Here is a 23,675-nt window from a genome sequence, read left to right on the forward strand (position 1 = left end):
AGCTTTCTATCATGGCCCCTGCCAAGCAATGAGGAAGCGACCATGTCAGAGACCTTCACCAAGGGCATGGCCAGGAATATCTACTTCGGAGGAAGCGTGTTCTTCTTCCTGATATTCCTGGCCCTGACCTACCACACCGAACAAACCTTTCCCTCGCGCAGTAACCAGGACCAACTCACCGAATCGGTGGTACGCGGCAAGGGCGTCTGGGAGCGCAACAACTGCGTCGGCTGCCACACCCTGCTGGGCGAGGGTGCGTACTTTGCGCCGGAGTTGGGCAATGTGTTCAACCGCCGCGGCGGCGAGGAAGCGTTCAAGCCATTCCTGCACGCCTGGATGAAGATGCAACCCTTGGGCGTTCCCGGCCGGCGTGCGATGCCGCAATTCAACCTCAGCGACCAGGAGGTGGACGATATGGCCGAGTTCCTCAAATGGAGCTCGAAGATCAACACCAATGGCTGGCCGCCAAACAAGGAGGGCTAAGGGATGCGTACCGTCAATCCATATCTGAAATTCCAATCCCAGGCCGTGGCCAAACCCTACTTTGTATTCGCCCTGATCCTGTTCCTGGGCCAGGTGCTGTTCGGTTTGATCATGGGCCTGCAATACGTGGTCGGCGACTTTCTGTTCCCGTTGATCCCCTTCAACGTGGCCCGCATGGTCCACACCAACCTGCTGATCGTCTGGCTGCTGTTCGGGTTCATGGGCGCCGCCTATTACCTGGTGCCGGAAGAGGCCGACCGCGAGTTGCACAGCCCCAAGCTGGCAATCCTGCTGTTCTGGGTGTTCGCCGCCGCCGGCGTGCTGACCATCCTCGGCTACTTGCTGGTGCCCTATGCGGCCCTGGCCAAGCTGACCCACAACGAGTTGCTGCCAACCATGGGCCGGGAGTTCCTGGAGCAGCCGACCATCACCAAGATGGGCATCGTGGTCGTGTGCCTGGGCTTTCTCTACAACATCGGCATGACCCTGCTCAAGGGCCGCAAGACCACGGTGAGCATGGTGATGATGACCGGGCTGATCGGCCTGGCGGTGTTCTTCCTGTTCTCGTTCTACAACCCCGGCAACCTGGCGCGGGACAAGTTCTACTGGTGGTGGGTGGTGCATCTTTGGGTTGAAGGCGTGTGGGAGCTGATCATGGGCTCGATGCTCGCCTTTGTGCTGATCAAGGTCACCGGCGTCGACCGCGAGGTCGTGGAAAAATGGCTGTACGTGATCATCGCCATGGCCCTGATCACCGGGATCATCGGCACCGGTCACCACTTCTTCTGGATCGGTGCGCCCGAGGTGTGGTTGTGGGTCGGCTCGATCTTCTCGGCCCTGGAGCCGCTGCCGTTCCTGGCGATGGTGATGTTCGCCTTCACCATGGTCAAACAGCGCCGGCGCCAGCACCCGAACCGGGCGGCCACGTTGTGGGCCAAGGGCACCACGGTCACCGCGTTCTTCGGCGCCGGGGTCTGGGGGTTCCTGCACACCCTGGCACCGGTCAACTTCTACACCCACGGCACCCAATTGACTGCCGCCCACGGCCACCTGGCGTTCTTCGGCGCCTACGCCATGATCGTCATGACCTTGATCAGCTACGCCATGCCCCGCCTGCGCGGTATCGGTGAAGCACCGGATGCACGCTCCCAGACCCTGGAGATCTGGGGCTTCTGGATGATGGTCCTGTCGATGGTGATGATCACCCTGTTCCTCACCGCTGCCGGTGCCGTGCAGGTCTGGTTGCAACGCTGGCAAGTGGACGGTGTGGCGCTGCCGTTCATGGCCACCATGGACCACCTGACGGTGCTGTTCTGGGCACGGCTGGCCAGTGGCGTGGTGTTCCTGCTGGGCCTGCTCTGCTACCTGTGGAGCTTCCGGCAGCGGGGCAAAGGCTTGGACTCTGCCACCCCCGTGACCGCTTGAGCGGTCAACGTTAATCCCCAAGAGGGCGGCCCGGCAGGTACTGCGGGCCGTTTTACGTCTGGAGCACTTCACATGGCCTTTACCCTTGAGTTGGAAGAGTGGGTCGGCAGTGTCTGGCACCGCTTTATCACCCGTCGCGCCAGTGCCGACTTCCCCGAGGCGCGGGTCGATCTGGTCGACCGCCAGCGCAGCCTGGCCCTGTTGTTCCGCGCCCTGGGCGGTGCCCATGGGATAGCCGTGGAAGCCGCCAGCGAGCGCGACCTGCTGCTGCGCCGCAACCTGTTGATGCGCATCGCCGGCACCTGCCGGCAGGCGCCCCTGGCCTCGTGCGACGGCCATCGCCTGCGCCTGCCGGCAAGCCTGGCGGTGTTTCCCTCGGTGGCCCTGAACCTGGAGCTGTACCGCTGGCTGGCGCTGCTGGCCGCCCATGCCGGGCCGATGACCCACTGGGCCCGGGATAACCAGCGCTGGACCTGGCTGCTGTTGCAGCGTTACCCGGCCATGCTCCCCAGCTATCAGCGCCTGGTGGACGCCCACCTGCAATTGCGCCCCGATCCCGCTACCCTCAACCCCGCCGAAGCCGCCGTGGAAAAGGCCTTGCGCAAGGCCCTGCTTGAACCCGGCAGCGTGCGCCAGCTACCCCGCAGCGAGCGCGCCGCCTGGCCGTTGCCGCTGTGGCTGTATCCACCCTTGCACCTGCACAGCCCACAGGCCGCAGATCAGGACGACGAGGGCGACGACCTGACGACGCGGCCTGGCGAACAACAGGGCGCGCCCAAGCAGGCCAACCGGGTCGACGACAACAGCCGCGACGGTGGCCTGTTGGTGGTGCGCCTGGAAAACCTGTTCAGTTGGACCGAGCACGTCGATCTGGACCGCTGGGCCGACGACTCCGAAGACGAAGATGCCGCGCGGGTCGCCGAAGACCTCGACCAGTTGAGCCTGTCACGCCAGCGCGTGCGCCAGAGCGGCGGGCTCAAGCTGCACCTGGATTTGCCGCCGGCCGATGTCGATGACATCCCCCTGGGCGCAGGCATCAAGCTGCCAGAGTGGGACTACCGTCAGCAGCGCCTGCAAGACAACTTCGTCAACCTGCAACTGCTGCAACCCCGCGACAGCGCGCCCCAGCCGCTGCCGGCTCGCCTGCTGCCCCAGGCCGCGCGTTTGCGCCGCCAGTTCCAGCAACTGCGCACCGACCGCCAATGGCTGCGCCAACAGCCCCAGGGCGCGGAACTGGACCTGCAGGCGTGGCTGGATTTTTATGTCGAGCGCCAGCACGGCGCATGCGCCGAGCGCGGCCTGTTCAAGGAGCAGCGCCGCACCCGGCGCGACTTGGCCTGTTTGCTGCTGGCCGATTTGTCGATGTCCACCGACGCCCATTTGAACGATACGCAAAAGGTCATCGACGTGATCCGCGACAGCCTGCTGCTGTTTGGCGAAAGCCTGGCGGGCCTGGGCGATGCGTTTGCCTTGTATGGCTTTTCGTCCTTGCGTCGCCAGCAGGTGCGCCTGCAACAGCTCAAGTCATTCCAGCAGCCCTACGACGACCACACCCGCGGCTGCATCCAGGGCCTGAAACCGGGTTACTACACACGGATGGGCGCCGCCATCCGCCAGGCCACCCAGACCCTGGGCGCCTGTAGACAACGGCGCAAACTGCTGCTGATTGTGACCGATGGCAAGCCCAATGACTTGGACCTGTACGAGGGCCGCTATGGCGTGGAGGACACCCGCCAGGCCGTGCTAGAAGCGCGGCGCCAGGGCCTGGTGCCGTTCTGCATCACGATCGATAAACAGGCCGGGGAGTACCTGCCGTACATGTTCGGCGCCCACGGCTACACCCTGATCCGCCAGCCGGAGCAACTGCCGCTGCGCTTGCCGCAGCTCTACCGGCAGTTGACCGAAGATCAGTAAAAGTCCCGGGGCAGCCAGAAGAACATCGTGATGCAGAACACCGCCAGCCCCAGGCAGAACCATTGGAAGCGCTTGAGCCGCCGCGCCTCAAGGCTGGCGGTGGAGGCGGGCAGGGGCATGGCGCAGCGTTCGCAGGCCGCGTGGGGTGGCGGGTTGGCATGCTGGCAATACAGGCAGACTCGCGCTGCGCTCATTCAAATTGCTCCAGGCGCAGGCGATCAAGAATGGCGATCTGCCGACCGTCCTGGGTGATGATTTTTTCATCGATCAGCCGGCGAATGATCCGCGAGAACGTCTCCGGCTGGATCGACAAGTGCCCGGCGATCAACTGCTTGGCCATGGGCAGTTCGAACGAACTGTCGACGCTGTGCAGGCGCACCAGTTGCGTCAGCAGGTAGCGCACCACGCGGTGGGTGGCGTTTTTCAGGGACAGGGTCTCGATCTCGTTGACCCGCTGGTGCAGGCGCACACACAACTTGCCCAGCAGGGCGAAGGTCAGGCGGCTGTTGCTGTGGAGCAGGCGCATATAGGTGGCGTTGGACAGGCGATACAACTGCGTGGGGCACACCGCCTCGGCGCAGGCCACATAGTTGGGCGTGTCCATCAGCATCATCGCCTCGGCGAAGGTCTGCCGCTCGCCGATCACTTCAAAGACCTTTTCCTGGCCGTCCGGGGTCAGGCGGTAGATCTTCACCGCGCCGGCAATCACAAAGTAAAAGCCATCGGCCGGCTCGCCCTGGCGGAACAGCGGCTCGCCCTTGTCGACACTGAGCAACTGACTGCTGGCCATCAGCTCGTCCATCTGCTCTTCGTTGAGCGGCTCGAACAGGTGATGGCTGCGCAGGATCTGATGATGCACGCGGTGCAGGACCCTCGGCGTGTCGCTGATCATACAAGCCACAACGACAGGCCACTGGCCGCCGCCATCATCGAACCGAGAATCACGAACCAGGCCAGGGGCTGGATGACTTTTTTCATGGGGACTCCGTGGGGGCAGTAATAAGGGATAACCGGCTAGAGCAAGAGCTGGGCCAAGGCACGGGCCGTGTAAAACCTGGGCTGTAGCGCCTACATGGTCAAAATGACCCTGCCTTTGTGGGTTTAAATAACCCTCTAATGGTCATTTAAACCCTCCTAGGCAACGCTAACCTCCTGTAGGAGCTGGCTTGCCAGCGATGGCATCGCTGCGGTGTACCCACCAGACCGAGGTGTTTGCATCGCAGGCAAGCCAGCTCCTACAGGTGTAGGGCGGCGCACCGGGGAATTCGGCCCGGCCTTTGCAACACTGATTGCGCGACGGCCCCAAGGATATTGCTCCGCCCAGGAGCCCTGCTTGATCTGCGACAAGGGCCAGGGGCGGGCAATCCCGGATGATCGGGCCGGCAATGACTTGAGGAGTGGTGGTATGCACGTGCTGGATCGACGCAAGGCCATGTCGATAACCCCGTTGTTTCGCCTGGCTTTCCGGCCATTTTTCCTCGGTGGCTGCCTGTTGGCGCTGCTGGCGATTCCCTTGTGGCTGCTGGCCCTGGCCGGCGATGCGGGCTGGCAGCCGGCGGGTGGCTGGCTGGCGTGGCATCGCCATGAGTTGCTGTTCGGTTTCGCCCTGGCAATTATCGGCGGGTTCCTGCTGACGGCGGTGCAGACCTGGACCGGCCGCCCCGGCATCAGTGGCGCGCCCCTCGCGGTGCTGGCCGGGTTATGGCTGGGCGCACGCCTGGCGTGGCTGTTCAACCTGCCATGGCCGTTGCTGGCTGTGCTGGAACTGAGCTTTCCCCTGGCGGTCGCCGGGCTGATGGGCTGGACCCTGTGGAAAGTGCGGCAACAACGCAACTACCCGATTGTGCTGGTCCTGCTGCTGTTGACCCTGGCCGATGGCCTGTCCCTGTATGGCCTGCTGCGCGGTGACGAAGGCTGGCAGCGCCAGGCGGTGTTGACCGGGTTGTGGCTGGTGGCGGCGATGATGGGCTTGATCGGCGGGCGGGTGATTCCGTTCTTCACCCAGCGCGGCCTGGGGCGCACTGAAGCAGTGAAGCCCTGGCCGTGGCTGGATTACCTGCTGTTGGCAGGCTCGGCGTTGGTGGCGCTGCTGTATGCCAGCGGTGTGGCGCTGATGCCCAGCCTTTGGGTTGGCCTGGTGTTTGCCCTGCTGGGGCTCGGTCATCTGCTGCGCCTGGTGCGCTGGCACGACCCAGGCCTGTGGCGCGTGCCGCTGCTGTGGTCGCTGCACCTGGCCTATGCCTGGCTGGCCGTGGCTTGCCTGGGCATGGCGCTGTGGCATTTCGGCGTGCCGCTGAACCCGAGCCTGGCGGTGCATGCGCTGACGGTGGGGGCGATGGGCGGGTTGATCCTGGCGATGATCGCGCGGGTCAGCCTGGGCCATACCGGCCGCCCACTGACGCCACCCAAGGGCATGACCCTGGCCTTCAGCCTATTGAACCTGGCCTGCCTGAGCCGGGTGCTGCTGGTGCTGATCTGGCCGTATGCCGCGTTGTGGCTGGCGGGCCTGTGCTGGACCCTGGGCCTGGGTGTGTATCTATGGCGCTATGCCCCAATGCTGTGGCGTGCGCGGGTTGACGGCCATCCGGGCTAGGAGAACGGGAATGCTCTATTCGTGGTTATTGATCGTGCATCTGCTGGCGGCCATCGCCTTTATCGGCACGCTGTTCTTTGAGGTGGTTATCTGGCACCGCGCTCGTGACGAGCTGGCGTGGTCGGCGCAGTTCACCAGCGACCAGGCGATTGCCCGGCGTTCGCGGCAGGTGCTGCATGGCGTGGTGGTGCTGTTGTATGGCGCGGGCATCGGCCTGGCCTGGCATTACCGCGGTGTGCTGGGCGCGCCCTGGGCCAGCCAGTTTTCGGCGATGTTGAGCCTGAAGATCGTGTTGGCGCTGAGCATCATCGGGCATTACCTGTTGCTCGCGTACTGGCTGACGCAAAAACGCCTGAGCCCGCTGCGGGCGGTGTGGATCCGCCGCAGCATCCTTGGGCATATGGTGCTGATCGTGATCCTGGCCAAGCTGATGCTGCGCTGAGTCCTGTAGGCGCGAACAAGCTCGCGCCTACAGGCAGGGGTCAGGCTGTTAGCGCACGAACAAACAACACGTCATTTTCCAGATGAATATGCTCCAGCAAATCCCCATGAAACACCTCCAGCCCGTGATACAGGGCACGCCAGGTATTGCACGCGTCAGCGGGCGGCTGGATGCGATGGGTCAGCGCCAGCAACTGCTCCAGGGCCTGGCCGTGTTGTTCATGTTCATAGCGCATGACCTGGATCGGCGGCGCGGCCTGGGGGCCCATGCCCATTTGCAGCATCGGGAACAGCACCTGTTCCTCCTTGAGCATATGGCCCTCCAATTCCTGTTCGATATCCCGCAGCAGGTCGGCCAGGCCATTGGGGCACGCCAGGTGATGGCCGTGGACCTGCTCCACACGGCTGGCCAGGCGGATCAGTTCCGGCAGTTGCTCGCGGTGGCGAGCGTGGTAGCGCTCCAGCAAATGTTCGATCAGTTGCGCCTGGGGCAGGCTGTCCGGGGCGATGGTGTTCATCGGCTTTCCTCATCAAGTGAACAGATACACCGCTGATTGCATGCCGTGTGCCATTGCCAACCCATTGAAAAACCGCATTTAATTTTTTGTAGTGGTCAGGATCACCCTGATGCTGCACGGTAGAACCGACCATACAAGGGTAGTAATGACCATGTTGCGTGAAAGTCTGTCGGCCGACCTGATTGTCGAATTGCCCAACGCGGTGCGCCTGCAACGCCTGGTGCAGACCCTGCGCGAATATTTCCATAGCGGCGCCGTGGGCCTGTTGCGCCTGGATGGCGACGACAGCCTGCGTCCGGTGGCCACGGTGGGGCTGGTGCATGAGGCCCTCGGCCGGCGTTTTGTGATTGCCCAGCATCCACGACTGGCGGCGATCATGGCGTCCCGCGAGCCGACCTGGTTCGAGCCCGACAGCCGCCTGCCGGACCCGTACGACGGGCTGCTGGACACTCAGGTCGGCGAACCGCTGCCGGTGCATGACTGCATGGGCGTGAGCCTGTTCGTCGAAGGCCGGCCCTGGGGCGCGATTACCCTGGATGCCCTGCACGCCGGGACCTTCGACGCCAATGCCCGCGAGCAACTCAAGCGCTGTACGTTGCAGATCGAGGCTGCGGTGCGGGTCACGCGGCTGGAGCAGGAGAACCGCAGCCTGCGCCTGTCACGCCATGAACCGTTGGCGGGTTTGCCCAGGGTCGAAGATGGCGAAATCCTCGGCCAGAGCCCGGTCCTGCACCAGTTGCTCAACGAGCTGGATGTGCTCGCCGATTCGGACCTGCCGGTGTTGCTGCTTGGTGAAACCGGGGTCGGCAAGGAGCTGTTCGCGCGGCGCCTGCATCGCCTGTCGCGGCGCAGTAAAAAGCCGCTGATCCAGGTCAACTGCGCGGCGCTGCCGGAGTCGTTGGCCGAGAGCGAGTTGTTCGGGCATGTCAAAGGCGCGTTCTCCGGCGCCACCAGCGACCGTGCCGGGCGTTTTGACGCGGCCAACGGCGGCACGCTGTTCCTCGATGAAGTGGGCGAGTTGCCGTTGAGTGTGCAGGCCAAACTGCTGCGCACCTTGCAGAACGGTGAGATCCAGCGCCTGGGCGCCGACAAGCCGTTGCATGTGGATGTGCGGATCATCGCCGCCACCAACCGCCACCTGCCCGAGAGCATTCGCCAAGGGCTGTTTCGCGCCGACCTGTACCACCGGCTGTCGGTGTACCCGGTGCCGATCCCGGCATTGCGCGAGCGCGGCCACGATGTGCTGCTGCTGGCCGGGCACTTCCTGGAGCTCAACCGCGCGCGCCTGGGCCTGCGCGGCTTGCGCCTGTCACCGGCAGCCGAGCAGAGCCTGCTTGGTTATGCCTGGCCGGGCAATGTGCGCGAGCTGGAACACGTGATCAGCCGCGCTGCCCTCAAGCAGTTGAGCCGTGGCGGCAATCGCAACCAGATCATGACCCTGGAAGCCGAGCTGCTGGATCTCGACAGCGCCACCTTGGCCCAGGCCCCTGTGCCTGAAGTGCCGGCGCCGGCATTCCAGACCTTGAGCGATGCGGTGGACGACTGCCAGCGCCAGAAGGTGCGCCAGGCGTTGAGCCTGTCTGGCGATAACTGGGCCAGCGCTGCGCGCATGCTCGGCCTGGACTCCAGCAACCTGCACAAACTGGCGCGGCGCCTGGGGCTCAAGTAGCCGGGCTGCGACCCCATGCCGCGGCGCGCAGTTGATCGCGATCAAGGTGCGCAGGGCGTCGGCTGATCAGACTGTGGCGAATTGACCGGAGGTTCGCCCCATGCCCCTTTCCCTGGCACAGATGCGCCGCAATTACACCCTGTACGGTTTGCGGGATGACCTGGTACAGGACGATCCCCTCGTGTTGTTCGGCCAGTGGCTGGAGCAGGCGCGCAAGACCGAAGTGGCGCCGGTGGAGGCCAACAGCATGGCCCTGGCCACGGTCGATGCCCAGGGCCGCGCCCATTGCCGGATCCTCTTGCTCAAGGGCTTTGGTGCCGAGGGCTTTACCTTTTTCGGCCACTACCAGAGCGCCAAGGGCCAGGAACTGGCGAGCAACCCCAGCGCGGCCATGACCTTTTTCTGGCCCGGCCTGGAGCGCCAGGTACGCATCGAAGGCACGGTCGCACGCCTGGCGCCACAGCTGTCCGACGAGTATTTCCACTCGCGGCCGCTGGCCAGCCAGATCGGCGCCTGGGCGTCGCCGCAAAGCCAGCCCCTGGCCCATCGCGCCGAGCTGGAAGGGCACCTGCGTGATGTCACCCAACGCTTTGCCGGGCAATCACCGCCGCGCCCGGCAGAGTGGGGCGGCTATTGCCTGCAACCCGAGCGCGTGGAGTTCTGGCAAGGCCGCCCCGACCGCCTGCACGACCGCCTCGACTATCGCCGGCACGACGGCACCTGGCAGCGCAGCCGCCTGGCCCCCTGAATCCGCCTAGAGGTACCTCCTCGGAGGAATAGGCCCGCCGGCCTTTGCGGTGCAGGCTGGGGCCATTGCTCATTTATCCCGGGATTTTCACCATGGCACATCTGACTCAACGCAATTTTGTCTCACTGAATATCGCCGTATTGACCATCAGCGATACCCGCAACTTTGACAACGACACCTCCGGGCAAACCCTGTGCGACCGCGTGCAAGGGGCCGGGCATGCGCTGATCGACCGGGCCCTGGTGGTGGACGACATCTACCAGATCCGCGCGCGGATTTCGCAATGGATTGCCGATCCCCAGGTGCAAGTGATCCTCACCACCGGCGGCACCGGCTTTACCGCGCGCGACAACACCCCGCAAGCGGTGCTGCCATTGCTGGACAAGCATGTCGAAGGCTTTGGCGAGCTGTTTCGCCAGGTGTCCCTGCAAGAGATCGGCATGTCGACCCTGCAATCGCGTGCCCTGGCCGGCATGAGCAACGGCGTGCTGGTGTGCTGCATGCCCGGCTCGCCCGGCGCCTGCCGCACGGGCTGGGACAAGATCCTCTTGGGGCAACTGGACAGCCGCACCGGGCCGTGCAACTTCGCCCCGCACCTCAAGGCCCAGGCCGCGCAAGCGCTGGAACCCTGCGAGGCGCGGTCATGAGCACCTCGGTGTGTGAAAGCGGCGAACTGATCCCGGTGGACGAGGCCATCGAACGCCTGCTGGCCCAGGCACCCCCTCCACCGTCCACCCAGCAGGTGAAAACCGCCCAGGCCCTGGGCCGGGTGCTGGCCAGCGATATCTTTTCCCCGGTCAACCTGCCGGCCTGGGACAACAGTGCCATGGACGGCTACGCGCTGTGCGCCGCCGACCTGCCGGCCGAGGGCGGCTACCTGCGCCTGGCCGGGCGCATCGCCGCTGGCGAGGGCGCAGCCACAGCGTTGAGCAGTGGGCAGACCATGCGCATTTTTACCGGCGCACCCTTGCCGGCCGGGGCTGACACCGTGGTGCCCCAGGAGCGTTGCCGGGTCTACGGCCAACGCATCTGGTGCCCGCCGATGCGCACGGGCGAGCATGTGCGCAAGCAGGGTGAAGAAGTGACCCAGGGCGCCTTGCTGCTGCCGGCCGGCAAGCGCCTGCGCGCCCAGGAGCTGGGCCTGCTGGCGGCGGCCGGGCTGGCCCAGGTCAAGGTCTATCGGCCGTTGCGGGTGTGCCTGTTGAGCAGTGGTGATGAACTGCGCGAGCCGGGCGATCATCTGGCGCCGGGGCAAATCTACAACAGCAATCGCCATTGCCTGGCCGCGCTGCTGCAAGGCTGGGGCGTGGAGGTACATGACTATGGGGTGATGGCCGACGAACTGGCCGTCAGCCGCGATGCGTTGACCCTGGCGTCCTCGGAATGCGACTTGCTGCTGACGTCTGGCGGGGTGTCGGTGGGCGAGGAAGATCACCTCAAGCAGGCGATCAAGGAGCTGGGGCGCGTTGATTTCTGGCGCCTGGCAATCCAGCCGGGCAAACCCCTGGCCTTTGGCGATGTGGCCGGCAAACCGTGGATCGGCTTGCCCGGCAACCCTTCGGCGGCACTGATTACCGCGTTGGTGGTGGTGCGCCCGTTCCTGTTGCGCGCCCAGGGTGTGACTGACGTCACCCCGGTGCCGATGCTGCTGCCCGCCGATTTTACCTGGGCCCAGCGCAACCGCCGCCGCCAATACCTGCGTGCACGCCTGACCCCGGGCATCGACGGCCAGGCGCGGGTCACGCTGCACCCCCGGCAAAGCTCGGCGATGCTCAGCGCAGCGTGCTGGGCCGATGGCCTGGCGATTGTGGAGCGTGAGCAGTTGGTGGAGAAGGGCGGGCTGGTGCGGTTCGTGTCTTTTGCCGAACTGATGCAATAACTGCCGGCGGTGCCGATGGTGGTGATGGTCAATGTGGGAGCGGGCTTGCTCGCGATAGCGGTGGATCAGTCAACATTTAAATTGCCTGACACACCGTAATCGCGAGCAAGCCCGCTCCCACACAAGCCCGCTCCCACAAGGGATATGCGGTGTTGATGATGAATTTTCTGATGAGGATCAACCATGCAACTGGTCTGCCCGGCAGGCAATCTGCCTGCGCTTAAAGCCGCCGTGCGCCAAGGTGCCGATGCGGTGTATGTGGGTTTTCGCGATGACACCAACGCCCGGCATTTTGCCGGGCTGAACATGGACGACAAGCAGTTCGACGGCGCCGTCGCCCACATCCGCCAGCACCAGCGCAAGCTGTATGTGGCGGTCAACACCTACCCGCAGCCCAAGGGCTGGGAGCGCTGGCAACGGGCGGTGGACCGTGCTGCCGACCATGGCGTGGATGCCCTGATTGCCGGCGATCCGGGGGTGCTGCAGTACGCCAGCAGCCGCCATCCGCAGATGGCCTTGCATCTGTCGGTGCAGGGTTCGGCGACCCATGCGGCGGCGTTGCAGTTCTACGCCGAGCGCTATGGCATCCGCCGCGCGGTGTTGCCCCGGGTGCTGTCGCTGGCCCAGGTCAAACACGTAGCCGCCAGCAGTTCGGTGCCCATCGAAGTCTTCGGTTTCGGCAGCCTGTGCATCATGGCCGAGGGCCGTTGCCACCTGTCTTCGTATATCACCGGTGAGTCACCGAACCTGTGCGGCGTGTGCTCGCCGGCCAAGGCGGTGCGCTGGAGCGAAGATGCCGACGGCCTGAGCGCGCGCCTGAGCGAAGTGCTGATCGACCGCTACACACCGGACGAACCGGCGGGCTACCCGACCCTGTGCAAGGGCCGTTTCATGGTCGATGGCAAGCGCTTCCATGCCCTCGAAGAACCCACCAGCCTCGACACCCTGGACTTGATCCCCGAGTTGATCGCCATGGGCGTCGAAGCGGTAAAAATCGAAGGCCGCCAGCGCAGCCCGGCGTATGTCGAGCAAGTCACCGGGGTCTGGCGTGCGGCACTGGACGCGCACCGCAGCGCGCCGCAACGCTTTGTGGTCAAGGACCAGTGGCGCAGCGTGCTGGCCGGTCTATCCGAAGGCAGCCAGACCACCCTGGGCGCCTACCATCGTTCGTGGCAATGAGGAGCCGTACATGAAACTCAGCCTGGGACCGGTGCTGTTTTATTGGGATAAGCAACAACTGGGGCAGTTCTACAGCGAGATGGCCAGCCTGCCGCTGGATGTGATCTACCTGGGGGAAACCGTGTGCTCCAAGCGCCGCGCGTTCAACCTCGACCAGTGGTTGGGCCTGGGCCGCGAATTGCAGTCGGCGGGCCATGCGCAAATCGTGCTGTCGAGCCTGACCCTGATCGAGGCCGCCTCGGAGTTGTCGAGCCTGCGTCGCCTGTGTGACAACGGCGAGGTGTTGGTCGAGGCCAATGACATGGGCGCCGTGCAACTGCTCGCCGAGCGCAAGCTGCCCTTTGTCGGTGGGCCGGCGTTGAATCTGTATAACGGCCATGCCTTGGTGCAACTGCTGGATGCCGGGATGATGCGCTGGGTGCCGCCGGTGGAGTGTTCGGCGGCGCTGATTGGCGATGTGCTGGAGCAGGTGCGTGAACTGGGCCGGCCGTTGCCGCAAGTCGAAGTCTTCGCCTATGGGCATCTGCCCCTGGCCTATTCGGCGCGCTGCTTTACGGCGCGGGCGGAAAATCGGCCCAAGGATGACTGCCAGTTCTGCTGCCTCAACTACCCCGATGGCATGGCCTTGACCAGCCAGGAAGGGCAGGCGCTGTTTACCTTGAATGGTATCCAGACTCTGTCGGCGGAGGTCACCAACCTGCTGGCCGACTACCCGGGGCTGATCAGTTGCGGCGCCGATCTGCTGCGCCTGAGCCCACGGGCGCAAGGCATGGTGGGCATCGTCGAAGCCTTTGACCGGGTCCGCCAGGGCGCCACGCCGCCGGTGTTTGTCGAAGGCTGCAATGGCTACTGGCATGGCCAGGCCGGGATGTTGCGGGTCGAGGAGGTGGGACTGTGCTGAATCGCAAGCAATGGCTGCTCAAGGGCGCCGACCGCTTACTGCCGTTGATGCGCAAGGTGCCGTTCGTGGTGCAGCGCCTGGCCTTGCAACAGGCGCTGAACCGCTGCCTGGCCGAACCTTTGCGCGATGGCGGTTTTGAACTGCTGCGCGGGCGCTGGATGTGCCTGCGCATTCCCGACCTGGGCTTGCGCTGGTACTTGACCCTGGGCCGCGACGGACTGCGCATCGCCGAACAGGCCCAGGCCCAGGTGACCATCAGCGGCAACTGGCGCGAGTTCCTGTTATTGGCCAGCCGCCAGGAGGATCCGGATACCTTGTTCTTCCGCCGGCGGTTGGTGATCGAGGGTGACACGGAGCTGGGTTTGAGCCTGAAGAATCTGATCGACAGCCTCGACCCAGACGTGTTGCCGCCCTGGTTGTGGCGCAACCTGGAACGAGCCGGCAAGGGCCTGGCCGCCTGAAGATCAAGCCCACGTAGCTGCGCCCCTGTGGGAGTGGGCAAGCCCTAATGCCAGTCAGTCAAGCGCAGATCCCCTGTGGGAGCGGGCTTGCTCGCGAAAGCAGTGTGTCAGTCAACATCAATGTTTGCTGGGCCGACGTCTTCGCGAGCAAGCCCGCTCCCACATTGGGAAGATGACGGGTTCAAAAAAGCTGGGCTATTGCTCCATGGCCCGCAGGATCGCGTGGGCGGCTTTCACCCGCTCGGCATTGGGGTAGTTCTTGTTCGCCAGGATCACCACGCCGATGCCTCTGCTCGGTACATAAGCGATATAGGCGCCAAAACCGCCGGTCGAGCCGGTCTTGTTCACCAGGGTATTGGCGCGCAACGGCTGTGCCGGGGTCAGCCAGTGGACCGGATGCGGCTCCATGGCCATGGGGGTGGAATTGCCGTCGACCAAGGCGTCAACACTCAGCGGGTAGGCGTACATCTCCCAACCAAGGCCCTGGGTGGTAGTGCCCACGGTGTAGTAACCGGTATGCGTGGTAGCGATGGCCTGTTGTAGCGGCTGCTCCAGCGATGTCGGGTCCATGTTCAGCGCCATGTAGCGGGCCAGGTCTGCCGGGCTGGTCTTCACCCCATAGGCTTCGCTGTCCAACGCTCCGGGGCTGACGCGCACCGGCTTGCCGGCCTTGTCGTAGCCCTGGGCATACAAGCCCATCTGGGGTTTGGGCACCTTGAGATAGGTGTGCTTGAGGCCGAGCTTGGGCAGCAGGGTCTGTTCCATCGCCACGTCGAACGGTTGCTGCAGGCTCTGCGCCGCCAGATAGCCGAACAGGCCCAGGCTGGGGTTGGAATACTGGCGGTGGGTGCCGGGGGCGAAAGTGGCTTTCCAGTGCTGGAAGTAGCCGATCATCTGCTGCGCATTGTCCGCCTCGCCGGGGAACTGCAACGGCAGCCCGCCTGCGGTGTAGGTGCCCAGGTCAAGTACGCTGATGTGCTCGAACTGGCTGGCGCGCAAGGCTGGCAAGTAGTCGCTGGCCGGGGCAGAGAGCTTCAACTTACCGGTGGCCTGGGCATAGCCGGCCAGGGTCGCGGTGAAGGTCTTGCTGACCGAGCCAATCTCGAACAGGGTGTTTTCGCTGACGGGCTGCTGGCTGTCCTGCGCGGCGACACCGTAGTTAAAGTATCGGGCCTTGCCGTCCTGTACGATGGCGACAGCCAGGCCTGGGATTGCCTGCTGCTGCATCAGCGGCTTGACGGTGGCGTCCACCACCTGGCGCAGGTCGGTGGCGGCCAGGCAGTTGCCGGCGCCGAGCAAGAGGCTGAGAATCGTGACGTTGCGCACGTGTTGGTACATGATGAGGTCGCTTCCTTGAGGATTGTCGGGGGAATCACGGCCTGCGCAGGCGCCGCCAAGATAGGCAGTTTGCCGGTCCCGGACAACCGATGATATCTCGCACCAGTCATTAGAAAAATTTGGGTTAAGACCATGTTGCGTTCCCATTTACCCCTTAACGCACTGCGCGCGTTCGAAGCCTCTGCCAGGCATTTGAGCTTTACCCGGGCGGCCATCGAGTTGTGCGTGACCCAGGCGGCGGTCAGTCACCAGGTCAAGAGCCTGGAGGCCCAACTCAACGTCACCCTGTTCAAGCGTCTGCCCCGTGGCCTGATGCTCACCCGCGAAGGGGAGACGCTGTTGCCGGTATTGCGCGAGTCCTTCGATCGCATCGCCCAGACCCTGGGCCAGTTCCAGGCCGGGCATTACCGCGAGGTGCTGACGGTGGGCGCGGTGGGCACGTTTGCGGTGGGCTGGTTGCTGCCGCGCCTGGCGGATTTCCAGGCGCGCTACCCGTTTATCGACCTGCGTTTGTCGACCCACAACAACCGCGTGGATGTGGCGGCTGAAGGCCTGGATTATGCGATCCGCTTCGGCGCCGGCGCGTGGCATGGCACCCACGCCTGTGAGTTGCTGGCGGCGCCGCTGACCGTACTGTGCGTACCGGCGATTGCCCGCCAATTGCAAGGCCCGGGCGATGTGTTGAAGCACACGCTGTTGCGCTCTTACCGGGCGGATGAATGGAGCCTGTGGTTCCAGGCCGCGGGCTTGCCCGCCGACACCCTGGTGCCGCGCAGCATCGTGTTCGACTCGTCCCTGGCGATGATGGAAGCGGCCTTGCAGGGCAATGGCGTGGCCCTGGCGCCGGCACTGATGTTCTCCCGCCAGTTGGCCCAGGACGTGATCCGCCAGCCGTTCGACGTGGGCATCACCACGGGTAGCTACTGGCTGACGCGCCTGCAATCACGCGCCGAAACCCCGGCGATGCAGGCGTTCAAGCAATGGTTGTTGGAGCAGGTGACGGGCCTGTAGGTACCTGGCGTGCCGGACGCCATCGCTGGCAAGCCAGCTCCTGCACTGGGGGGGGCCGTTCGTCGATTCAAGCCGGCCCTTGGGCCGGACTGAGACAAGTCCTAGGGGTTGCCCCGACCCTTCTAACTCCTATTGCGCCCCCAATCAACTGACCTCTATTTGCGGTGCGTAAAGTGTCATGGTGGTGTTTTTCTTTCGCGAGTTACGCCAGTTGGCGCGGTTCATCGTGACCATGGCCACGGCGACCATAAGACCGGTCTCAAACACCAGGCGAGGGTCAATACGCCTCAGTTGGCAGGGGTGGCCATTGGTGGGTCAAGTCCACAGCCGTTGGCGCAGGACAAACGTCTCGATGGTGTGGGCGGCGTGTTCGATCGAGGTGTTGGCGCTGTCAATCACGATGTCGGGGGCTACCGGGCGCTCGTAAGGTGAGTCAATGCCGGTGAAGTGCTTGATCAAGCCTTTGCGGGCCTTGGCATAAAGGCCCTTGGGGTCGCGCTGTTCGAGGACCGGCAGCGGCGCGTCGATGAAGATTTCAATAAAGTCGCCAGGGGCGAACAGCGCCCTGGCCATGCGTCTTTCCTGCTCGAAGGGCGAGATCAGGCACACCAGGGTGATGACCCCGGCATCCACCATCAACTTGCCGACCTCGGCGGTGCGTCGGATGTTTTCCTTGCGGTCGCTGTCGGCAAAGCCCAGGTCGGCGGTCAAGCCCTGGCGCAGGCGGTCGCCGTCGAGCAGGCAGGTGTGCAGCTGTTTCGCGTGCAGGCTGGCCTGCACGCAATTGGCAATACAGGACTTGCCGGCGCCCGACATCCCGGTGAACCACAACAGCAATGAGCGATGCCCTTTAAGGTTGCATTGGGCCTGGCGCTCGACATCGAACGGGTGGGGCACCAGGTCCGGGGTTTCCCGGGGGCGAGCGAAGGGAGGCATCAGGGGCATCTCCTGGGGGCGCGCACGCCAGTCAAAACTCGATCACCGCGCGGTAGCGCACGGTGTTGTTGCGTAGGGCGTCGAGGGCCTGGTTGATCTGCGCCGTGGGAAAAATATCTACCAGGGGCCACACATGATGTTCGCTGGCAAATTCCAGCATCTTGAGCATGTCGTGGCGCCCGCCGACATTGGCGGTGCTGACGGTCAGGGTCTTGTAGGTCATGGCCGCAATATCCAGCGTGACCGGGCCGGGCATCCCGGCAAAGCACAGGGTGCCGTGGGGGCGCAGCAGGGCGATGGCGCGCTCCCAGTCCTGGTCGTTGGAGGCGGTGACCAGCAGGAAGTCCAGGGTGTTTTCCTGGGCCTGCAAGGTGGCCGGGTCCAGGCCGTGGAAATGACGGGCCCCCAACTGCAAGGCCTGGGTTTTTTTGCTGGTGGAACTCGACAGTGCGGTGACGGTGCAGCCGAACTTGGCCGCAAACTGGATGGCCAGGTGGCCGAGCCCACCGATGCCCAGCACCCCCACGCGCATGCCCGGGCGGGTGCCGCGCAGCAGCGCGGTGAACACGGTCTGCCCGGCGCAGAACAACGGCGCAGCCACATGGGAGGGCAGGTTGTCGGGGATCGGGAACACGAACCGGCTGTCGCAGGTCATGAAGTCGGCAAACCCGCCTTTTTGCCCATCGGCGCAGGTCGCCACCACCGCCGCACAGTGTTGCTCCTCGCCCTTGAGGCACCATTCGCACGCCAGGCAGGCGCCCTTGTACCAGCCCACGCCAACGCGCTGGCCGGCAGCCAGGTGGGTGACCGCCGAGCCGCAACGCACCACCCGCCCCACGACCTCGTGGCCGCACACTTGAGGGTATTGGGAGGCTTCGCCCCAATGGCCTTCAATCAGGTGCAGGTCACTGGTGCAGGCGCCGCAATGGGTCACTTGGATTTCCACGTCGTTGGCCCCCGGGTCCGGGCGCGGGTAGGTGAAAGGTTCCAGTGGCGAGCCCGGGCCATAGGCGGCCCAGCCGTGGGTGGTGCGTGTCATGGGGTCACTCCTGTGTAAGGGTTAAGGCCGCGAGATAGTGCTGGGTCCATTCGGCGTCGATTGCCGGGCACTTGAGGTGATCGAGCAGCAGCGGCGGTGGCGGGTGGAAGTGGCTGAAGTCGTCGATGATCATTGCCAGGATCAGCAGCGTGCGTTGCAGCACGGCCTGGCCCGGGGCCTGCGCCTTGAGTCGGGCTTGCCATTGCGCCAGGGGTAGGGGCGCGAACTGCGCGTGGCCCAGCAGCGTTTGCATCCAGGCGCATAGCTGCGTCCAGGGCAGGTTCGGTGCGGGGTTGTACAGGTGCTGGAGCGGCGGCAAACCCAGGGCCTGGCCGTGGAGGGCGGTGTGGGTGAACACCTGTGCGACATAGTCCACGGGGGTCAGGTTCAGCGACCAATGGGCTTCGTCAGGCCAGGCCTTGAGCGCCAGGCAGCTGCGAATCAGCAGCCCCACATAGTCTTCCTGGTTGATCGATGAACCACTGCCCGGGTTGGCGGGGGCGCTGATGTCACCGCAGCGCAGGATGTTCAGGCACAGCCCACGGCTTTGGCAAAAACCCAGCGCGAGTTGTTCGGCCACCAGCTTGGCGCGGTTATAGCCGGTGGAGGGGACCGGCTCTGGCAGGGTCGAGGCGAACACCACGGCCGCACCGCTGGCGGCGGCCAGGCCCAATACCTCGACTACGCCACCGACGTTGGTCTGGGCCAGGCGTTCATAACTTTTTAGCCAGTTGACGTCGGCGGCGCAGTGAATGATGCAGTCCACCTCCTGGCACAGGCTTTGATAGGCCGCGCTCGACATGCCCAACCGTGGTTGCGCCAGGTCCCCGGCCAGGCCCACGACTCGTGCGCTGCCAGGTGTCAGGCCCAGTTCGGCGATGCGCCGCTGGGCCTGGGCCGGATCATCGGCGCGCACCAGGCACAACACCGTCTGCACCCCGGCGCTGTGTTGCAGCTCGGCAACCACCCTGCGCCCCAGATACCCGGTGGCGCCGGTGACCAGCAGCGTGCGTCGGGCCAGGCGGGGTGGCACCTGGGGCAGGTTCGCCACGGCCGTGTTCAAGTGCGCCAGATAACGCTTGGCGTGTGCCGCGACCGAAAAGGCCACTTCCAAAAGCGGCGCGCCTTGCAGCCGATGGGCCAACTGCCGGCTGATCCCGGCCAATGTCGAGTCACGGGTGATGTCGGCAATCGTCAGGTCGGTGTCGAACGCGCGGTTGATGCGATTGATCAAGTCCAGCAGCAACAGGCTGCCGCCAATCTCGATAAAGTCGCTGTCCGGCCCCAGGGTGACGCCTTGCAGGTTCATGCAGCGCGCCCATAACCGGGCCAGGCGGGTTTGCAGCGGCGTCAACGGCGGTTGCTCGTCGGCCAGCGGTGTCAGTGGCTGTTGCAGCAGGGCCTGGGCGCCCAGGCGCTTCTGGCTGGCACCTGCCGGAATCGAGGCGGCCAAAAAATACCCCAGCGGCACGCTGAAGGCGGGTAGGTGCTGGCCCGCCCACTGGCGCAGGGCGCCGGCAGTGGGGGGCTTGCCGGAGTCCACGGCGCAGATAAACGCTACCAGCTGCAAGTCCGGGCCTTCGCCACGGGTGGTGACCAGGGCGCTGCGCACCTCGGGATGGGCCATCAACACGCGCTCGACGTCGGCGCTGAAGATCTTGAAGCCGCGCACCTTGAGGTGGGTGGTCGCGCGCCCGATCAGGTAGACCTCGCCGGCCTCGTCCAGGCGGACCCTGTCGCCGGTGCGCAGCAGCCGCGGGGCCAGCGCTGGGCACTCCTGGGCCAGTGGGTTGGCCACGAATGCGCTGCGGTTGGCCGCATCGTCCTCCAGGTAGCCGACGCTGAGCCCCGGGGTCTGCACGTACAGTTCGCCGTGGCCACCCAGTGGGGTGCAATCGAGGGCCGGGTCGAGCACGTAGGCCTGGGTGCCAGGGGTCCATTGCAGATGGCCGTCGAGGGCGACTAACGCGACGTCGCCCGCTTCATTGGAGCCATACAGGTCGATCACCCGGCAATTGGGCAGGCAGCGCACCAGGTTCTGCCGCGTGGACGGCGGCAGTTGTTCGCCGCTCAGCCACAGGCACCGCACGCCGGCAAAGGCCTGTTTGAACGCGGGCTCATCGTGCATCAGGCCTGCGGCCAGGCTGGGGGTGATCATCAATTGGCTGAGCTGGCCATGCTCGACGAATGCCCGCAGGGCCTGGGGGTCGAGCACCATGGCGTCGGGAATCAGGCACACGGTGGCGCCGCTGAAAATCGGGTAATACACATACCCGGCCATCCAGGCGTTGAGGCCCACCCGATCACCCGGGCGGATGTGCTGTTGCCACAACGCCAGGGAGTCCAGGCGGCCGTGCTCGCCGATGGTGACGATCTTCGCCGTGCCGGTGGTGCCGGACGTGAGCAGGCCGTAGGCCAGGTCATTTGTCCCCGGTACCCGGTGGGGCAAGGTGGCGGGCCGGGCGGGCGTGGCGGGCAGTTCATCGAACACCAGGCTGGGGTAGCCGGGCGGCAGGTCATTGAGGCTGCTGCTGTCGCCGATCACCACCACCGGCCGCAGATTGGCCAGGGCCTTGGCAGTGGCCTCCAGCCCGTACCAATGGGGGATGTCGAGGTAGGGCCAGCCCAGCAGGCTGCACGCGGTCATGCTGATCAGGCTGCGCAGGTCCTTGTCCAGGCGGATCGCCACCCAGCCGCCGTGGGCACACTGGCTCGACAGGCGCTCGGCCAGCGTCACGGCATGGGCGTGTAGCTGCCGCGCATTTAGCTGCCTGTGGGTCGTCATCGCGACCAGGCTTTCGGGAGCCTGCTCCAGCAGGCGCAAGAAATGTTGCTGCCACGACAGGCCCGGTGCGATGGCCGCGCTGGCGTAGCGGTTGCTGGCGATTTGGCGTGCGCGGCTGTGCAGGCTTGCGTTGCGCGCAAGGGTGGCCAACTGAGCACTGATTCGCGGCCCCTGTGCAGCAGGGGTGTTTGGCTCAAGGGTAATCAGTGGCAGGCCAAGGGCCCTGGCCGAGGCCGTATCCGGGGCCACCAGGCACAGGAACCGCTGGCGCGCCTGCTCGGGCGAGCAATAGGTCAAGTGCTCGTTGGCCGTCAGCAGCACCAGCGGCCCGTCCTGCAACAGCGCCAGTTCACGCAGGGTCTGGTCGCTCAGGGTGTGGCTGGCGCTGTCCAGCAGCCAAAGGGCATAGTCGTCGGGCAAATGCGCCGCCAGTTGCAGGGCGCGCTGGCACTGCTCGTCGGTGTGGGCCAGTAACAGCACCTGGAGCCGCGTGGTGGCGGGTTCATGCAGGCACTTGAGGTGATCGGCTGTATCAGCCTGGCGTTGCCAGGTGGCGCACAGCTGGAAAAACCGATAAGTCACCTGCTTGTCCCGGGCCGTCTGTTCGACGATAGGTGGGAAATCCATGGCCGGGTGCGTCACCTGGGCGAACCCGCACGAGCGCTCGGCGTCATCATGCCAGCCCTTGAAAAACTGCCATTGCGCGACCTGTTCCGGCTGCCACGCCAACAGCCTTGGGGAATACTCGATGCCGGCAAAATCGCAGAAGCGCAGCAGGGTGCCCTGGGGGTCTGCCATCAAGTCGGCGTCACTGTCCAGGTACAGCACGTGATCGCTGGGGCAATGCTCCAGCACCAGGCCATGAATGCGTGCCAGTTCATCGAAACCCGACTCGTCGGCATCGAAATAGGTGGTGCCGCCGCCCTGGCTGACGCGATACAGCGACTGCATGACCGCCAGCGGCTGGCGCACCAGGAACACATGCTTGAATGCGGTCAACCAGGCGCCATCGATGGCCTGGAAGTCGAAGAAATAGGCGATCTCCTTGGCACATTGCAGGTGCTGGGGTTCGGCCGGACGTTGGCTCAGCAGGGCCAGCGCCTGGCTGTAGTGGGTGATGCCCGCAGGGCCTTGCGCGGCCTGGCGGTTGCGCTCGATCAGCGCATGCTTTGCCGGGAAGTGTCGGGCCAGGAACGGCTCCGACAGTTGTTCATGCAGCACCTTCACGCCCGGGTGTTGCATCACGGCGCGCTCGAAGGCGGTTGAGCGGCTCCTGGAAACGGCCCACACAATCACATTGGGCAGATGAGATGACGTCAGCATAAACAGCTCCTGGGCAGGGCCTGTGCACGTGAGGTATCTACAGCTCGCCAGCGGGTTTTTTCAGCGCAAGGAAACCCGAGAGCAGAATGAGGACCAGGCCGGTGGCGGTTCGGCCGTTGAGCATTTCGTTGAACAGCAGGGCGCCCCAGGCGATGGCGAAAATCAGGTAGGTGTAGTCAAACGCGCCGATGATCGAGGTCTCGCCAATTTGATAGGCCTTGGCGATCCCGATGCTGACCAGCACCATCAACACCGCCAATACGATCATGATCCACCAGTCGGCCTGGCCCATGGTCGACCAGCCGCCGATCAGGAAGCGCCAACCTTCATTGCTCGGGAAATGCGGGCCGGTCTGCATCACCACCAGGCTGCCGAGCACACCGATCACCAGCAGCGCGGCATTCATGGCCAGTGCCAGCAGCATGGGGTCCTCATCGGCACATTTGCCCTTGGTCACCACCACGGCGAGGGCGTACAGGATGGCGGCGAGTACCGGCAGCAGGGCATAGGTATTGAATTCTTCGGTGCTCGGCGCCAGGGTGATCAAGACCCCGACAAACCCCAGGCCGATCGCCAGCCATTTGCGCAGGGTCACGTCTTCCTTCAATGAAAGGGCCGCGAACAACGCAATGAACAGGGGCGTGGTGTAGATTGCCAGGGCAGCGATGGTCAGGCTGATAAAGGGCAGGGCGCCGTAAAAGGCGATCCACATCAACGACAGCAGCAGGCTTCTTATCACCACCCACAGCGGGGACAGTGGGCGCAACTGCGCGGCGCCGCGCATGTGCACCACTAACGCCAGCAGAATGGCGCAGGCCAGGACGGAGCGGATCACATACAATTGCCACATTGACGTATCGGGACTGGTCGCCTTGATGATGGCGTCTGACACCGACAGCAAAAATACCGAACCCACCACGATAAGAATGCTTTGTCGGTTATCGGTGGCGGTTATCGTAGTGCTTCCAGACATGAGTTTTCCTTGATTGGCCTGCAGTAAGGATTCTGGGTGAGCACTGGTTGTATTTAAAG

The 23,675-nt window shown here is 64.6% G+C and carries 20 protein-coding genes and 1 pseudogene; 13 read left to right on the top strand and 8 right to left on the bottom strand.

Annotated elements, in window-relative coordinates:
• The first annotated feature begins 42 nt into the window (after nt 1–42).
• The 3 genes from ACO77H_RS12920 to ACO77H_RS12930 all read left to right on the top strand — a co-directional run bounded on the left by ACO77H_RS12920 (nt 43) and on the right by ACO77H_RS12930 (nt 3,822).
• Nucleotides 43–483, top strand: a complete 441-nt coding sequence (locus tag ACO77H_RS12920) for a c-type cytochrome (protein ID WP_154842703.1) — start codon at nt 43–45, stop codon at nt 481–483.
• 3 nt (nt 484–486) lie between these two features.
• Nucleotides 487–1,908, top strand: coding sequence for a cbb3-type cytochrome c oxidase subunit I (locus ACO77H_RS12925; RefSeq protein ID WP_432755636.1), 1,422 nt, complete (start codon nt 487–489; stop codon nt 1,906–1,908).
• 72 nt (nt 1,909–1,980) lie between these two features.
• Nucleotides 1,981–3,822, top strand: coding sequence for a nitric oxide reductase activation protein NorD (locus tag ACO77H_RS12930; RefSeq protein WP_432755637.1), 1,842 nt, complete (start codon nt 1,981–1,983; stop codon nt 3,820–3,822).
• Here ACO77H_RS12930 and ACO77H_RS12935 read toward each other — a convergent pair.
• Together ACO77H_RS12935 and ACO77H_RS12940 are read right to left on the bottom strand one after the other, a co-directional pair.
• Complete coding sequence (locus ACO77H_RS12935; RefSeq protein ID WP_170058035.1) at nt 3,816–4,016, bottom strand: protein DnrP; 201 nt, start codon at nt 4,014–4,016, stop codon at nt 3,816–3,818. The two genes, ACO77H_RS12930 and ACO77H_RS12935, sit on opposite strands and share 7 nt — an antisense overlap.
• The gene (locus ACO77H_RS12940) at nt 4,013–4,714 is read right to left on the bottom strand and encodes a Crp/Fnr family transcriptional regulator (protein ID WP_170041583.1); all 702 of its coding nucleotides are present in this window, start codon (nt 4,712–4,714) and stop codon (nt 4,013–4,015) included. Before ACO77H_RS12940 ends, ACO77H_RS12935 begins: the two co-directional genes overlap by 4 nt.
• A gap of 513 nt (nt 4,715–5,227) precedes the next feature.
• Here ACO77H_RS12940 and ACO77H_RS12945 point away from each other — a divergent pair.
• Both ACO77H_RS12945 and ACO77H_RS12950 read left to right on the top strand, forming a co-directional pair.
• Nucleotides 5,228–6,415, top strand: a complete 1,188-nt coding sequence (locus tag ACO77H_RS12945; protein ID WP_170041582.1) for an NnrS family protein — start codon at nt 5,228–5,230, stop codon at nt 6,413–6,415.
• Between the two features lie 10 nt (nt 6,416–6,425).
• A complete protein-coding gene (locus ACO77H_RS12950; RefSeq protein ID WP_169955287.1) occupies nt 6,426–6,857 on the top strand; it encodes a hypothetical protein in 432 nt (143 codons plus the stop codon).
• Nucleotides 6,858–6,897: 40 nt separating this feature from the next.
• On the opposite strand, the pseudogene ACO77H_RS12955 reads toward ACO77H_RS12950, so the two are convergent.
• Nucleotides 6,898–7,347, bottom strand: a pseudogene (locus ACO77H_RS12955) (hemerythrin domain-containing protein); the annotation flags it as partial.
• A 178-nt stretch (nt 7,348–7,525) separates the two neighbouring features.
• On the opposite strand from ACO77H_RS12955, the gene norR reads away from it, so the two are divergent.
• The 7 genes from norR (at nt 7,526) to ubiT (ending at nt 14,211) form a co-directional block, all read left to right on the top strand.
• Complete coding sequence (gene norR / locus ACO77H_RS12960; RefSeq protein ID WP_169955285.1) at nt 7,526–9,043, top strand: nitric oxide reductase transcriptional regulator NorR; 1,518 nt, start codon at nt 7,526–7,528, stop codon at nt 9,041–9,043.
• A 100-nt stretch (nt 9,044–9,143) separates the two neighbouring features.
• Complete coding sequence (gene pdxH / locus ACO77H_RS12965; protein ID WP_432755638.1) at nt 9,144–9,791, top strand: pyridoxamine 5'-phosphate oxidase; 648 nt, start codon at nt 9,144–9,146, stop codon at nt 9,789–9,791.
• Between the two features lie 92 nt (nt 9,792–9,883).
• On the top strand, nt 9,884–10,438 hold the full coding sequence (gene moaB, locus ACO77H_RS12970; RefSeq protein WP_169955283.1) for a molybdenum cofactor biosynthesis protein B: 555 nt from the start codon (nt 9,884–9,886) through the stop codon (nt 10,436–10,438).
• Entirely contained in the window at nt 10,435–11,670 is a 1,236-nt protein-coding gene (locus ACO77H_RS12975) for a molybdopterin molybdotransferase MoeA (RefSeq protein ID WP_169955282.1), read from the top strand. Before moaB ends, ACO77H_RS12975 begins: the two co-directional genes overlap by 4 nt.
• A gap of 183 nt (nt 11,671–11,853) precedes the next feature.
• Nucleotides 11,854–12,849: a ubiquinone anaerobic biosynthesis protein UbiU gene (ubiU, locus tag ACO77H_RS12980; protein WP_076960737.1), complete on the top strand. Its 996-nt coding sequence runs from the start codon at nt 11,854–11,856 to the stop codon at nt 12,847–12,849.
• Between the two features lie 10 nt (nt 12,850–12,859).
• On the top strand, nt 12,860–13,750 hold the full coding sequence (locus ACO77H_RS12985) for a U32 family peptidase (protein ID WP_169955281.1): 891 nt from the start codon (nt 12,860–12,862) through the stop codon (nt 13,748–13,750).
• Entirely contained in the window at nt 13,744–14,211 is a 468-nt protein-coding gene (gene ubiT, locus ACO77H_RS12990; RefSeq protein ID WP_169955280.1) for a ubiquinone anaerobic biosynthesis accessory factor UbiT, read from the top strand. Before ACO77H_RS12985 ends, ubiT begins: the two co-directional genes overlap by 7 nt.
• A gap of 195 nt (nt 14,212–14,406) precedes the next feature.
• Here ubiT and ampC read toward each other — a convergent pair whose 3' ends face one another.
• On the bottom strand, nt 14,407–15,549 hold the full coding sequence (gene ampC, locus ACO77H_RS12995; RefSeq protein WP_432755639.1) for a class C beta-lactamase: 1,143 nt from the start codon (nt 15,547–15,549) through the stop codon (nt 14,407–14,409).
• Nucleotides 15,550–15,681: 132 nt separating this feature from the next.
• On the opposite strand from ampC, the gene ACO77H_RS13000 reads away from it, so the two are divergent.
• Nucleotides 15,682–16,560, top strand: coding sequence for a LysR family transcriptional regulator (locus tag ACO77H_RS13000; protein ID WP_170041575.1), 879 nt, complete (start codon nt 15,682–15,684; stop codon nt 16,558–16,560).
• Between the two features lie 315 nt (nt 16,561–16,875).
• On the opposite strand, the gene cysC is transcribed toward ACO77H_RS13000, so the two are convergent.
• The 4 genes from cysC to ACO77H_RS13020 are packed head-to-tail and all read right to left on the bottom strand — an operon-like array spanning nt 16,876 to nt 23,616.
• Nucleotides 16,876–17,496, bottom strand: a complete 621-nt coding sequence (cysC, locus tag ACO77H_RS13005) for an adenylyl-sulfate kinase (protein ID WP_172314822.1) — start codon at nt 17,494–17,496, stop codon at nt 16,876–16,878.
• A 31-nt stretch (nt 17,497–17,527) separates the two neighbouring features.
• Nucleotides 17,528–18,535, bottom strand: coding sequence for an NAD(P)-dependent alcohol dehydrogenase (locus ACO77H_RS13010; RefSeq protein ID WP_169955276.1), 1,008 nt, complete (start codon nt 18,533–18,535; stop codon nt 17,528–17,530).
• A gap of 4 nt (nt 18,536–18,539) precedes the next feature.
• Complete coding sequence (locus tag ACO77H_RS13015; RefSeq protein ID WP_432755640.1) at nt 18,540–22,643, bottom strand: SDR family oxidoreductase; 4,104 nt, start codon at nt 22,641–22,643, stop codon at nt 18,540–18,542.
• A gap of 37 nt (nt 22,644–22,680) precedes the next feature.
• The gene (locus tag ACO77H_RS13020) at nt 22,681–23,616 is read right to left on the bottom strand and encodes a DMT family transporter (protein ID WP_172314818.1); all 936 of its coding nucleotides are present in this window, start codon (nt 23,614–23,616) and stop codon (nt 22,681–22,683) included.
• Nucleotides 23,617–23,675 lie beyond the last annotated feature (59 nt).

Source organism: Pseudomonas sp. WMBT8 (assembly GCF_050916005.1).
Classification (GTDB): Bacteria; Pseudomonadota; Gammaproteobacteria; order Pseudomonadales; family Pseudomonadaceae; genus Aquipseudomonas.